The organism is Enterococcus sp. E5-162, assembly GCF_035725965.1.
In the GTDB taxonomy this organism is placed as follows: Bacteria; Bacillota; Bacilli; order Lactobacillales; family Enterococcaceae; genus Enterococcus_B; species Enterococcus_B lactis.
On the sequence record NZ_JAPRFV010000005.1, the window covers coordinates 112,512 to 125,015 of the forward strand.

Sequence of the window (12,504 nt, forward strand, 5' to 3'; positions counted from 1 at the left end):
CCACCACTTTAAAAAAAGAGGAGAATGTGTATGGTCGACACACAAAAGCAGTTAGAAGAAGCATATCTGAAGAATGTGTATCAAAAGCTAATCGATAAAAGAAACGAACTGCGTGAATCGATGGATACGGCAAAAATAGAAGGAAACCAGTCGCTGAAAGAAATGGCTGGCGAGCTTCGATTGAATTTTGACAGTTACTTAGATAACCTGGATACTTTTTCGATGATTGAAATGAAAAATAGAGAAATCGATCAGATGAATATCAAACAGAAAAACGCAGAAAATCAGCTGGCAAAGATCGAACGTTTATTGAAAAGTCCCTATTTTGGAAAAGTCATTGTAGACTTTCTGGATAATGAGCCAAAAGAATCCTTTTATATCGGTACAGCAAATTTCACAGATGATGTAGATGAAAATCTTGTTTATGATTGGCGTTCACCAATTGCCGAACTTTTTTACAATAACGTGATTGGTCCGTCTTCTTATACGGTTCGTCAAAATAAAATCGATACGGTTATCAAAGAAAGACGACAATTTATTTTGGAAAGAGATCGTTTGGTCAAGTTTTTTGATACGTCTGTAGCTATCCAAGACGATGTGTTATTAGAAGTGTTAGGTCAAGATGAAACCAATGAAATGAAGGCTATCACTGCTACGATCCAATCGGAACAAAACACAATCATTCGGGATGTGAAAAGTCAAAATATCTTGGTAAATGGCGTAGCAGGAAGTGGTAAAACCTCTGCTATCATGCAGCGTATTGCGTATCTGCTCTATTTATATCGAGATACGATGACATCTGATGACTTGCTGATTCTATCGCCTAATCATCGGTTCATCGACTATATCTCGAATGTCCTACCATCATTAGGCGAAAGAAATCCACTGAATCTAACCATCTTGCAGCTGGTTTCACAGCTTTCAGCAGAGGAAATAGAAGGTGAAGAAGCTTATTTCAAACGTATCACGAAAGAAAATGTATCAGAGCAAGCAGAACATTTGCGTAGTAAAGAGTATATCGATGATCTAAAACGATCAGATCCTTTGTTTCTAGATCATCCTGATTTTATCCGTGGACTTACTAAAAATGGAAAAACAGTTCTTTCTAAAAAAACGATCGAAAAAATATATGAGAAAGTTCCTGCTCATCCTAAATTGATCGATAGGCTTCAAGCAACGAAAAAGGCACTGATGAGCGAATGGAAGAACCATCTTTTGAAACAAGCAAAAAGTCCTGCAGTGCAGAATCAGGTACTCTCGTTGACAGAAGATAGGCAGTTGAAATTATTCGGTGAATTGATTTCTGATGATTCGGAACAAAGTATCGCAACTTATGCAAGGAAACTTTTACAAAAAAACTATCGAAAAATAACCAGACAAATCGAAGAAATGGCGTGGGTGGATGAGCATCGATTGTTTGAAAGAATTTATGAAAAACGATATGGCTCAGCTTATGTTTGGCAACACACACGTACTGTTGATGAAGCAGTCATTTTATTAGCTATTCATCATTTGCTTGTTGAAAAGGTAAATGTACCAGTGTTTCGCTATTTATTGATTGATGAAGTACAAGATTATACCCTGGCACAATTAGGTCTATTGATTGAATTATTTCCAAAAACTCACTTTACTTTAGTAGGTGACGAGAATCAAGCAATCTTTAATTCTTCCACTACTTTTGCTGATATTATGCGTTGTTTCGATGACTTCCATCTGCCGATCCATCGATATGATCTTAGAAATAGTTACCGTTCTAGCGGAGCAATCACAGAGCTTTTCAAAACCTATGCTGTGGATCAAGAGAAGATCGACATCGTATCGATCCGACCGCAAGGAAAAGAACCCGAATACCGCTCTTTTCAATCCTCTGAAGAATTGTTGGAAATACTAGCTGAGATTTTGGCTTCTCTAAAAGGAGAAAAAGCGGCAATTATCACCCAAACAGAAGAGAAGACCCAAACGCTACAAGAATCGATTAAAAAAAGTTCATATGGATTAGAAAACTGCCAGATCATTCCTTTGAGTCTAGCAAAAGGACTAGAATTTGATCATGTAATCTTGTATCCATTTGAAAACAATAGAGATGAGCAAAGAAGACGCAGACAAATGTACACGGCGATATCTAGAGGAATGAAAAGCATTGTCGTATTGGAAAGAGAAACATAATTAAGAGATAAAAAAATAAAAAGAACAACTGATAAAAAGAACAAAATATTTTTCATTTGCCGATGAGAAATGTTTTGTTCTTTTTCTTAGGAAAAATTTAGGAACACTTTATGTGAAAAGAAATGAAAAGTATGGTAAACTCCTACGTCGTAACAAAAAATGTGAGGTGAGGATATGAAAAAAGTAACAAGAGAAGAAGTTGCATCGATTTTGGTGAAAGATAAGTATTTTTCGAAAGGTAATTATTGGTTGAAAATTTGGCAAACGCTAGTGGCTCTTTTCGGTTGGATGATCGTTGTTCTTCCTTTTATATGGGTGTTTTTTCCATTGACGAGACCAGAAAGAGCCAAAGATTTTTACTTGTACGCTTTTTTATTGGAAAAGAAAATGCTGTATTTCTTCATCGGCTTTTTTGCATTGATCTTTTTCAGCTTCCTGATTATCTCATTTGTGTTGACTAGATGGAACAATCGAAATTTGTATAGAAAAGTAAATAAGTCTTTTGAATATGAAGATGAAGAATTGAAAAAAAGACAAGAATTACTTGAAGAAATGTATACGGAACGTTTTGGAACAAAGGAAGAGAGAGAAACGGTCCGTTTTTATTCTGTCTCCGAAGAGAAAAATCTAGATACGACACTCATTGCAGATTTGTATAAAGAAAATGGGATGGAACTGAAATGACCTCAATCACTCATACAGGTAATCAATTCCTAGATACTTGTTTGTCTATCATGTATTTTTTTCTCGTTTCTTACCCGATTTTAGGCGGATTTGCATGGTTTATTGGTGTCTGGTGTTATGTTTTTTTATACAAACATAAACAAAAAGAATGGGTAGATGTTCCATCAGGTGTCGAACCGTTCATTACGATCATGGTACCAGCCCATAATGAAGAGATTGTGATCGAAGATACGATCGAGTATTTGATGACGAAATTGAATTATCACAACTATGAAGTATTAGTGACAGATGATGGTTCAACGGACCAAACACCAGAAATATTAGCCAGACTGATGAAAAAATACGCTAATCTTCGTGTGGTTCGGATCGAAAAAAATAAAGGAAAAGCCCATGCGTTTAATATCGGACTTGCCTTTGCAAAAGGGAAATTGATTTTAAGCAATGATGCAGATACGGTACCGGAGCCAGATGCACTGAACAGGTATGTGAATTATTTTATTCGCCCTGGTGCAAGACATATTGCTGCGGTCACTGCAAATATGGATGTCCAAAATCGTACAAAGTTGATTGCAAAATCGCAAACGGTTGAATTCTCAAGTATCGTTGGTATTATCAAACGAACACAGTCAGCTGTTTTCGGTGGCCTTTATGCGTACAGTGGGGCAAATACGATGTATCGAAAAGAAGCCTTGATCGATGTGGGCGGATTCAGACAAGATCGAGCGACAGAAGACATCAGTATTGCTTGGGATCATCAGTTGAATGATTGGGTATCTGTTTTTGCTCCTGGGATCATCTTTTTCATGGAAGTACCTGTGACGTTGAAGATGCTATATCGACAAAGAAAACGTTGGGCAAAAGGTGGAACAGAAGTCTGGCTGACGAATTTCAAAAAAGCGATGCTCCATCCTTTTGAACATATCGGAAGAACGATCATCTTCATTGATCAAACATTGAGTATTGTCTGGTCAATATTCTTTTGTATTTCCGTGATTCTTTTTATTGGATTGATTGGGCATTATGTGTACCAAGGAAACTATGAACAGATCTATGTCACTTTTACATTCAGTTTTGTGTTCATCTGCTTTGAAATGGTCGCAGGATTTTTCCAGTTGTTAGCTTCGCTGATTGTAGATGATCGACGAAGAAAATTGAAATACCTTCTTTTCGCACCCCTATATATGCTTTTGTTCTGGATAGTGAACGCGATAACGATCGTGACGACTTTCATTCCAGCGGTCAAAACGATTTTAGGTTATGGAAGCGGGACATGGAAAAGTCCGGAACGTACAAAAAAATAAAAGATGCACCGTTTTTTAGACAAACAGCCTATTGTGTTTATGGTTCTTCCAGACATTTTTGCTTATAATAAGAAATTAGTTAAAAAGTAGTAAGGATGGGAAAGTGATGAAAAAAAGAATGAAGCCGTTGATCTGGCCGATTGCTGTTTTCGGTATTTTCTTCTTCGGACAAACAGCTTTTGCAGAAACTTCTGAACCTGCTCAAACAGAGCCTTCAACAACTATAAGCTCTTCTGATGCTGAAAAAGGAACCTCAGAAACAGAAATGACTTCCAATGTACCGACAGATAACTCAGGAGAAACGATTTCGTCTTCAGAAGATACATCAACGAATAGTTCTACCTCTTCTGACCAAATCGATCATTTGCAAGACTTGGAAAATAAAAGAAAAGAACTCGAAGAAGCATTAGAAGCTGCAAAAAACAAATTGAAAGAAGACCAAGCAGCAATCGATCAAGATTTAGCTGATCTTAAAAATAAAGCGGGAAATGACCGTGCACAACTTGAGAAAAAGCTTGCTGAAGCGAAAGCAAAAGCGGAAGCTGTCCAAACAGATCTTGACGGGAAGATCCAACAAGCAAAAGAATTCAATCAACAATTAGATCAGGTTGCTCAAACAGCTTCTGGAAAGCTAAGTCAAACTCAAGCGGATATCACAGCGGCCAGTCAAGCGATCCATGGAAAGATCAGCGAAGCGCAAACAGTTGCTAATGATTTTGAAGCAAAAAAAGCAGACTTAGCAGCTAGTTTCCAACGAATAAAAGATATTTTGCATTCGGCAGGAGAAAAATCAGTGGCCTCTGGAACCACGACAGAAACAGTTCATCAAACGACAGAGCCATCCGAATCAACAAGTCAGACTTTACCAAAAACAAATGAAAAAACAGCTTCTGTCAATTATTCCTTCGTAGGCACAGGTGTGCTAGTTGCAGCAGTTTACGGAATCATTCGCAAAAAGAAATAAAAAAGAGAGAATGGGAAGGTAGTGAACCTCGAAGTTAGACTGAAAAATCTAACTCTTGGGTCCCACTACATGTCCCATCTCTTTTTATTTATTAAGACAGCTATTCCTACTTATCTTGTGGAGACAGCTGTTCCACTACATGTGACCATCAGCATACCATTGTCGCTACCTAATACTTCGTAGTCCATTTTTACGCCAATGATTGCATCAGCTCCTAATGCTTTTGCACGTTCGGCCATTTCCGCAAGTGCTTCTTCTCTTGCGCCCATTAGTTCATTTTCATAACTTTTTGAACGACCGCCAAAGACGTTTCGCAAACCAGCCCCAAAATCTTTCAATACATTGATCCCAGTAATAACTTCACCAAAAACGATTCCTTTATAAGCTACTACGGTTTTTCCTTCCACACTATTCGTGGTTGTTGTAATCATTCAATCACTCCTCTCTTTAACGAAAGTATAACAAAGTTCAAGATGCGCAACACATATTTTCCCAAAATTAGGAATTTATTATATACTTGAATTGTTCATTAATGAAAGCGAAACCAATCGTTAGCAACTATGTAAAAGAAAGGAAGATTCTTGTGAAAAAGAGTATTTTGCTTATTTCTCATAGTCAAAAAGTAACAGATGGTATTAAAGAAATGATTGAGCAGATGCAAAAATCCCAAGAGGTGCAGATCTTTTCTCTCGGCGGAATAAATGGCGAGATCGGATCAGACCCGATGAAAATCGTAGAAGCTGTCAATGAATCAAGTGATGCAGCTAGTTATTTTGTTTTTGCGGATATCGGCAGCGCGGTATTGAATTCGGAACTGGCAAAAGACATGTTGGAAGAAGAACAGCAGCAACGTTATCATCTGGTGGATGCGCCTTTAGTGGAAGGAGCTTTTGCAGCAGCCATCACTGCCGGTATAACGGATGATACTCAGCAAATCTTAACAGAAGCACAAAATGCCGGAAAGAAAGGATGGGAATAAATTGAAAAAAATCATGAATGATCCAAGCAATATTGTCGAAGAAATGCTGGAAGGATTAGTAAAAAGCTATCCAGAACTTGTTCATCGTGTAGAATCTTCCCGTGTTGTAGCCAAGAATCAGAAATCGGAACAAGTTGGTTTGGTTTCTGGTGGAGGAAGCGGACATGAACCATCCCATGCCGGGTTTGTAGGGGAAGGAATGTTAAGTGCAGCGGTGCTCGGTGATGTATTTACTTCTCCAACTCCAGATCAGATTCAAACGGCTATCAAGGAAGCGGATAGTGGCAAAGGAGTTTTACTAATCGTTAAGAATTATACAGGGGATGCATTGAACTTCGATATGGCAAAGGAACTAGCTGCTATGGACGATATTGAAGTAGAAAGTGTAATCGTAGATGATGATATCGCCGTTGAAAATAGTACGTATACTGCTGGAAAACGCGGAGTCGCAGGTACTGTCCTTGTACACAAAATCGTGGGCGATGCAGCAAGAAACGGTGCTTCCCTAGCAGAGTTGAAAGAATTGGGAGAAAAGGTCGTACAGGCAACTAAAACAATCGGTGTAGCGCTTCGAGCAGCAACTGTACCAGAAGTAGGGAAACCAGGATTCGAACTAGGAGAAGATGAAATCGAGTACGGTGTTGGTATCCACGGTGAGCCAGGCTATCGTCGAGAAAGGATGCAGCCTTCTAAAGTACTGGCAAAGGAACTTGTTACTAAGATTTTAGATGATTACTCGAATTTGCCAAAAGAAGCAGGTGTATTCGTCAACGGAATGGGCGGGACGCCTTTGATGGAACAGTTCGTATTCATGAATGATGTTTTAGCTCTGCTGGAAGAAAGAGGCGTCAATGTAGTTTTCCGAAAAGTCGGTAATTTTATGACCTCACTAGATATGCAAGGCCTTTCTCTTACGCTGATCGACTTGACGGAGACACAATGGAAAGATTCTTTAGAAAGCAATGTACAGACGATTTCATGGTAAGACAATCTCAAGATAAAAGGGTGATAATATGAAACTAACCGTTCAAGAAATCCAAGAATGGCTCTCACAATTTGCAGAGGCAATCAATCAGAACAAACAATATCTCAGTGATCTAGATACCCCGATTGGCGATGGAGACCACGGAAATAATATGGGAAGAGGGGTTTCAGCTTATGAAGAAGCTTTTCAAACCGATCATCCTGGAACAATTAGTGATACATTCAAAGTATTCTCTATGGCGATGATATCGAAAGTTGGTGGGGCTTCTGGTCCGTTATACGGATCTGCATTCATGAACATGATGAAAGCGACAAAAGGGGTCGATTCTATTGATTCTCAAGAAAAATTAGGAGAAGTGATCGAGCAGGGAACAGCGGGTATTCAAAGCCGAGGAAAGGCAGAAGCTGACGATAAAACGATGTTAGATGTTTGGCTACCAGTTACAGAGGCGTTGAAAGCAGGGAATCTAACAAAAGAAATTATTGACCAGGCAAAAGAACACACCAAAGACTTGGTAGCTAAAAAAGGACGAGCTTCCTATCTAGGAGAGCGTGCAATCGGACATATCGACCCGGGAGCTGCTTCCAGTGCCATTTTATTTACGTCACTACTCGATGTGATCAAAACTTCATGACCATTCCTGTAAATGGAAACAGAGGCTGAACTCGAAAAGCAAGCAGTTGCTTTTTCGATTCAGCTTTTTTACAGTTGTTTCTTTTAAATAACATAGTTAAAATAAAAAAGAAAAGAGGGAACAAAATGGATTTAATGAAAGAAGACTATCAGTTATTTGACAGAGACAATTATGCATTCAAACAACTCAAAGAAATACATACACCAGATGAAGTCGAACTAATCAAACAAGAATACAAAGCACACTGGCAAAAATGGAAAGAGATCCAGCTCCAGACAGCTGCACTTTTGCCTGATACGTATGGCATGAGCAAACCTAAAATCGAAAGCTGGACGAATGGCTGGAATTTACGCAGTCATTTTTGGAGTGCTTATCGAAGTGAAGATCGGCAAAACGAGAATGCCTGTCTAGCAGTTTTGTTGAATCAAAAACAATACCAAATCTATTTGATGTATCAGCACTATAAAAGTGACACGAGAGAAGGAAGCGTTGAAGGATACAATCAATTGCTATCTTTACTGCAGGAATGGAGTACCCAGGTAGCGATTGAAGATTATTATATCTGGCCCCAGCCTGAAAATGAGCTGGAAGATCATTTGCCTTTATCCGTTTATTTATCAGATAAGAGCAAGCAAGAAGAGCTGCGAGAAACAATGGGCGATCGAACCTTCCAACTTGGCAAACTGTTTTTTTCTCCAAATGAATACACAAACATCGAAGAGAAAGCTGCTAAGGCACTCAAAGAACTAGCGCCATTGTATCACGCGATAAAAAAGAAGTTATGAAAAAGCTGATTTGCGTTGCGTACTAAATAGATGGCACATCATCGAATCCACTGCTCTCATGATGCAATATAAACAGACACCTGCGAAAAATCATTTTTTTGCAGGTGTCTGTTTGGTTTTTCCATCAGTCAAATCAGAATAAAAATTTAAACAAATCTAAAAACATAACAGTTAACAATCTCTAAAAAACGACGATTGCTTGCGTCCCGCTCATTCTTTTGTATATATGTTTCGAATTACATAACAGAAAAAATGAAAAAATATTCATTTCGTTATCAAACAAGGAAAAGTAAGAACAAGGCTTCTTTTTTCACTGATAAGCCTATGGTAAAATCCGTTTAAAGCGTTTTCTTCACGAAGAGAAGTAAGAAGGAGCAAGTATGAAAAAAATCATTTTCAGAGGAGTCATAGTCATCATCGCACTAAGTATAGGAGGGAAAATATTGATGGATAGAAGAGAAAAAGACAACGAAGAACTGCGTACCATCCAAACCGATCTGGCAAATTATTTGTATAATCATTATGAGATTTCAACAGTAGATGAAAAGCGAGAAAAGGAAATCTTCAAAGAATTTAATCAAGGTAAAGGAGACATGACTGAACAGGAATTTTTTGAAAGATTAGATTCTATAACTGAGTATATTGATATTGAGAAAATAGAATTTACAGGTTTCTCTGTAACCCCTATGAAATCTTTAGAGGTACACTTCGAAATCAATGACCTGCTCTCCCACACTGCGACATTAGGAGTAAAGTCTGCAGAAACAGGTCAGTGGATCTATAGGATTGATAGTGGTATAGAAAAACCGGGGCAAGATCATTATCTCAGTAGAAAAGACCAAGAGACCAATAGGAGCATACCCATGAATATCGTCACATTCTATGATGGGGGGATCGACTGATGGATCAGAATCAAGTTTTTTCAGAAACAGTTTATCAAGTAGAAGTAGGAAAAATTAAAAATGGTGATAGAACGGGGAAACGTAATGAATATTTAATTCTTGATACGGTAAACACCGACAAACATACAATCGGAAAAGAAAAAACACCAAAGAAAAACGGTATGCAGGCCATGGTCGTGGCTGAAATCAAAGATGAATATAAAAGTAAGAAGCAAGATCAATTACAGCAAATTTCCGGCTACCCCAAATCCGTCATCAAAAAAGACCCGACTATCGCCTACGCAGGTACCAAAAGTTGGCAGGACTGGAAAACGAACATCCGAGAAGTCGGCTTTGAGGACAAACACGACAACGGCGCCTTCCAGTCGGCTTTAGCGTATGCCGATGCAATCGAAAAGACCTATTCTGTCAAAGACGGCTACACCATTTCCACGACCGGTCATTCCTTAGGTGGAGCGCAGGCAATCTATGTCGCTGTTTTAAAAGGCTATCACGGATTTACATATGCAGCGGCAGGCCCAGGCCTGAGTGAGAAACAGCTCAATAATTATGAAGGGCAGATCATCAATCTGTATGACACTTCAGACATCGTGACTAGTGGCTGGCTGACTGGTGGGAAAGGCCAACTGCCATTTCACAGTTTCGGAATCGACAACATCGGCTGGAAAAACTATGGACACGATCTAAATCAGTTCAATCTCGACAAAAACGGGAATTACATCGATAAATATGGCGATATCGTCATCTATTCCGACCAACATGGAGGGGTCGCCCTCGAACAGACCTTACTCGCCCAGCAAATCATCAAAAACAAAGCTATGATCCGTCAAATGGAGACATATGGCGAAAAAAATCAATGGGAGAAAGATCGGATCAGTCAACTGAAAGAAGAAAACAAGTGGCTCCAGCTACAAATCAGTGCTTTCTCCAAGCTAGTGACTTGGCTGAAAAGATTCACAGCTAGCAGCGGCGGTCTGTCGACCAATGAACAGATCTATTTAGACGACCAGCAGGCGCTGATGATCGTGAAACATGCGGCTTCCGTCTTCAATCAAGCGATGGAACAAGTGCTAGTCATTTACCAGCGTGGAATTCGTGATTTGGAACAGCTGTGGGCAGATGGTCTTGCGATGGTCCGCAGACAGACACCGCTTTTGTCTCAGAACGAAATGCTCGATGCTCTGCGAGAAGTCGATTGTACAAAGCAGACGATCGTTGATGAACCTACGCAGAAATTCAGGGAAAAAATCTTCAAAATCAAGCAGCTTTCAGCAGAATTCTCTACCTTGGCAAAAGAGATCGAAGCGAAAATCAATGAGCTGGTCCAACGTGATCGAGACTTGGCACGACAATTATTTTAAAACAAGGAGTAGTGAGATGGAAAAAGAAAACCAGATTCATGAAACATACCGAAAAGAACGACTGCAGCTAGAAAATCAGGAAGATCAGCTCAGACAGATGCAAAAGAACATGCAGCAGCTGGCAGAAACGACTTATTCCAATATACGTTTTTCGGTGTGTTCCTTTGAATGCCCGAAGGATTCTTTGTATTTTGCACAAAAAGAACTCAGACGTTTAGAAGAGAGGTTCTCTCATGAATTGATGCAGAAACGAAAAAAAATCTATGATCAGCAAGATGAAGTCGAACGCCGTTATCGTGCTGATCTGCAACGATTAAACAAAAAGTAACAAGAAAGGAGATAATAAGTGATCATTCTAGAGGAAAAAATTTGGGAAGATTACCAGAAAGAGATACAAAAAATCTCAGCAAGAGCTTTAGGGATTGCGATGACTCAAGACAAAGTCACGAAAGGCAAAAAGGCGAAACAAGCCGCAGAGGTGGAAGCAAGTACGGCAAAAAAAGCGGTATCCTCTGCAACGACTGGATTGGAAAAAGCAGTAAAGGGTCGTTTCGGCAAACAAGTAACAGCGGCATTTAGTAAAAAAAGCCGAATGTTAGTAAGTTTTTGAACACTGTGAATCTCGGAGGTTGTGAACTTGCCGTTTAACCCTGAGTCACAAGGAACAATTTCAAAAAACAGCTTCTCATGTTTGATGAATATCGTGACTTGTATCCGAGAAGTTGGCAGGAGAACACCATTTATTCAAAAAATAGGAGTTGCGACAAGGCGTTTGTCACAGCTCCTATTTGACATAAGAGGCAATTTTCAATTTTACTTATAGATAGTATCAAAAAATGATTTTAAGGCATAAAACACTCACCGCCATTATTACCGAGAGTCTGATCCTAGTGGCCGAGGTGGCAAACGGTATGCTTTTCCATGAAATGAGTATTCTGATCGTGGTCATAAACGGCATGTGTCTGCTTACTTATCGCACAAAAAGAAAAATCTTGATACAACAATTACCCAAGTTAAACGAACAAGTAGAATAACAAACAAGGAAGAAATCCAAAGGAGGAATCTGCTATGAGACATGAAGGATTGTGTGTTTCACTCGTTCCATTATTCAATCATCTCGAGATAGAAGATCAGCAAAAAATCCACTCGTTAGTGACACACAGAAAAGTGGAAAAAGGAGAACAGCTTCTTGCGCCGAATGGAGAGTCTCAATTAGTAATCGTGGCTTCTGGAAGTATGAAAGTGTATCAATTATCTGCTAGCGGAAAGGAACAGCTTTTACGAGTAGTAGAGCCGGGCGGATATGAGGGAGAGAGCCAGTTGTTAGGCGTTCCAAATGAATCTTTATTTGGCGAAGCACTAGAAAAAACGGAAATTTGCGTATTGAGACAAAAAGATTTCTCGGAACTTTTACTGCATTATCCCGCCCTTAGTCTGAAACTTTTAGCAATCAACGCTGAGAAATTAACAAAAGTACAGCAGCAGACAACTTTTTTGATGATGGAAAAAGTAGAAGAACGAGTCGCTGTCTATCTGCTTGACTTAGCTAAAGCGACAGGGAAGGATCACTTTTTCCTACCAATGAAAATGAAAGAACTTGCTGCATTTATCGGTACGACCCCCGAAACTTTATCTAGAAAATTTAAATTATTAGAGGAGAATGGTTATGTAAAAAGAGAGAATCGGGAAGTCTGGATCATTGATAAAGAACAGTTAGAAGACATGTAAATACAAAAATGACCT

General features: G+C 39.1%; 15 protein-coding genes. 14 read left to right on the forward strand and 1 reads right to left on the reverse strand.

Going from position 1 to position 12,504, the window contains the following annotated elements; translation table 11 throughout:
• Positions 1-30: 30 nt before the first annotated feature.
• The 4 genes from OZZ83_RS06840 (at position 31) to OZZ83_RS06855 (ending at position 5,115) form a co-directional block, all read left to right on the forward strand.
• A complete protein-coding gene (locus OZZ83_RS06840; RefSeq protein ID WP_278023689.1) occupies positions 31-2,166 on the forward strand; it encodes a HelD family protein in 2,136 nt (711 codons plus the stop codon).
• Positions 2,167-2,340: 174 nt separating this feature from the next.
• A complete protein-coding gene (locus OZZ83_RS06845) occupies positions 2,341-2,850 on the forward strand; it encodes a hypothetical protein (RefSeq protein WP_002310700.1) in 510 nt (169 codons plus the stop codon).
• On the forward strand, positions 2,847-4,151 hold the full coding sequence (locus tag OZZ83_RS06850; protein WP_002310701.1) for a glycosyltransferase family 2 protein: 1,305 nt from the start codon (positions 2,847-2,849) through the stop codon (positions 4,149-4,151). Before OZZ83_RS06845 ends, OZZ83_RS06850 begins: the two co-directional genes overlap by 4 nt.
• Before the next feature lie 106 nt (positions 4,152-4,257).
• Positions 4,258-5,115: an LPXTG cell wall anchor domain-containing protein gene (locus tag OZZ83_RS06855; protein ID WP_002310702.1), complete on the forward strand. Its 858-nt coding sequence runs from the start codon at positions 4,258-4,260 to the stop codon at positions 5,113-5,115.
• 110 nt (positions 5,116-5,225) lie between these two features.
• Here OZZ83_RS06855 and OZZ83_RS06860 read toward each other — a convergent pair whose 3' ends face one another.
• The gene (locus tag OZZ83_RS06860; RefSeq protein ID WP_002292575.1) at positions 5,226-5,546 is read right to left on the reverse strand and encodes a putative heavy metal-binding protein; all 321 of its coding nucleotides are present in this window, start codon (positions 5,544-5,546) and stop codon (positions 5,226-5,228) included.
• 101 nt (positions 5,547-5,647) lie between these two features.
• On the opposite strand from OZZ83_RS06860, the gene dhaM reads away from it, so the two are divergent.
• From dhaM to OZZ83_RS06910, 10 genes are all read left to right on the forward strand, one after another.
• Positions 5,648-6,094 carry a dihydroxyacetone kinase phosphoryl donor subunit DhaM gene (dhaM, locus tag OZZ83_RS06865; protein ID WP_002316646.1) on the forward strand — a complete coding sequence of 149 codons (447 nt, stop codon included), beginning with the start codon at positions 5,648-5,650 and terminating at the stop codon, positions 6,092-6,094.
• Complete coding sequence (gene dhaK, locus OZZ83_RS06870; protein WP_278023690.1) at positions 6,069-7,079, forward strand: dihydroxyacetone kinase subunit DhaK; 1,011 nt, start codon at positions 6,069-6,071, stop codon at positions 7,077-7,079. The genes dhaM and dhaK overlap by 26 nt, the downstream gene beginning before the upstream one ends.
• Before the next feature lie 28 nt (positions 7,080-7,107).
• Entirely contained in the window at positions 7,108-7,713 is a 606-nt protein-coding gene (gene dhaL / locus OZZ83_RS06875) for a dihydroxyacetone kinase subunit DhaL (protein ID WP_002312751.1), read from the forward strand.
• 125 nt (positions 7,714-7,838) lie between these two features.
• A complete protein-coding gene (locus tag OZZ83_RS06880; protein WP_002345419.1) occupies positions 7,839-8,498 on the forward strand; it encodes an HI_0552 family protein in 660 nt (219 codons plus the stop codon).
• Between the two features lie 380 nt (positions 8,499-8,878).
• A complete protein-coding gene (locus OZZ83_RS06885) occupies positions 8,879-9,400 on the forward strand; it encodes a hypothetical protein (protein ID WP_065763774.1) in 522 nt (173 codons plus the stop codon).
• Positions 9,400-10,761: a DUF2974 domain-containing protein gene (locus OZZ83_RS06890; RefSeq protein ID WP_325066029.1), complete on the forward strand. Its 1,362-nt coding sequence runs from the start codon at positions 9,400-9,402 to the stop codon at positions 10,759-10,761. Before OZZ83_RS06885 ends, OZZ83_RS06890 begins: the two co-directional genes overlap by 1 nt.
• A 16-nt stretch (positions 10,762-10,777) precedes the next feature.
• Positions 10,778-11,089 carry a hypothetical protein gene (locus OZZ83_RS06895; protein ID WP_002310709.1) on the forward strand — a complete coding sequence of 104 codons (312 nt, stop codon included), beginning with the start codon at positions 10,778-10,780 and terminating at the stop codon, positions 11,087-11,089.
• An 18-nt stretch (positions 11,090-11,107) separates the two neighbouring features.
• On the forward strand, positions 11,108-11,371 hold the full coding sequence (locus tag OZZ83_RS06900; RefSeq protein WP_325066030.1) for a hypothetical protein: 264 nt from the start codon (positions 11,108-11,110) through the stop codon (positions 11,369-11,371).
• 226 nt (positions 11,372-11,597) lie between these two features.
• Positions 11,598-11,795 carry a hypothetical protein gene (locus OZZ83_RS06905; RefSeq protein ID WP_002310711.1) on the forward strand — a complete coding sequence of 66 codons (198 nt, stop codon included), beginning with the start codon at positions 11,598-11,600 and terminating at the stop codon, positions 11,793-11,795.
• A 34-nt stretch (positions 11,796-11,829) separates the two neighbouring features.
• Complete coding sequence (locus OZZ83_RS06910) at positions 11,830-12,489, forward strand: Crp/Fnr family transcriptional regulator (RefSeq protein ID WP_002314039.1); 660 nt, start codon at positions 11,830-11,832, stop codon at positions 12,487-12,489.
• The last annotated feature ends 15 nt before the right edge of the window (positions 12,490-12,504 follow it).

Excerpts from the sequence above, each read along its gene's own strand:
- OZZ83_RS06840 (WP_278023689.1), top strand. The coding sequence starts at position 31 with ATGGTCGACACACAAAAGCAGTTAGAAGAAGCATATCTGAAGAATGTG.
- OZZ83_RS06845 (WP_002310700.1), top strand. The coding sequence starts at position 2,341 with ATGAAAAAAGTAACAAGAGAAGAAGTTGCATCGATTTTGGTGAAAGAT.
- OZZ83_RS06850 (WP_002310701.1), top strand. The coding sequence starts at position 2,847 with ATGACCTCAATCACTCATACAGGTAATCAATTCCTAGATACTTGTTTG.
- OZZ83_RS06855 (WP_002310702.1), top strand. The coding sequence starts at position 4,258 with ATGAAAAAAAGAATGAAGCCGTTGATCTGGCCGATTGCTGTTTTCGGT.
- OZZ83_RS06860 (WP_002292575.1), bottom strand. The coding sequence starts at position 5,546 with ATGATTACAACAACCACGAATAGTGTGGAAGGAAAAACCGTAGTAGCT.
- dhaM (WP_002316646.1), top strand. The coding sequence starts at position 5,648 with ATGAAAGCGAAACCAATCGTTAGCAACTATGTAAAAGAAAGGAAGATT.
- dhaK (WP_278023690.1), top strand. The coding sequence starts at position 6,069 with ATGCCGGAAAGAAAGGATGGGAATAAATTGAAAAAAATCATGAATGAT.
- dhaL (WP_002312751.1), top strand. The coding sequence starts at position 7,108 with ATGAAACTAACCGTTCAAGAAATCCAAGAATGGCTCTCACAATTTGCA.
- OZZ83_RS06880 (WP_002345419.1), top strand. The coding sequence starts at position 7,839 with ATGGATTTAATGAAAGAAGACTATCAGTTATTTGACAGAGACAATTAT.
- OZZ83_RS06885 (WP_065763774.1), top strand. The coding sequence starts at position 8,879 with ATGAAAAAAATCATTTTCAGAGGAGTCATAGTCATCATCGCACTAAGT.
- OZZ83_RS06890 (WP_325066029.1), top strand. The coding sequence starts at position 9,400 with ATGGATCAGAATCAAGTTTTTTCAGAAACAGTTTATCAAGTAGAAGTA.
- OZZ83_RS06895 (WP_002310709.1), top strand. The coding sequence starts at position 10,778 with ATGGAAAAAGAAAACCAGATTCATGAAACATACCGAAAAGAACGACTG.
- OZZ83_RS06905 (WP_002310711.1), top strand. The coding sequence starts at position 11,598 with ATGATTTTAAGGCATAAAACACTCACCGCCATTATTACCGAGAGTCTG.
- OZZ83_RS06910 (WP_002314039.1), top strand. The coding sequence starts at position 11,830 with ATGAGACATGAAGGATTGTGTGTTTCACTCGTTCCATTATTCAATCAT.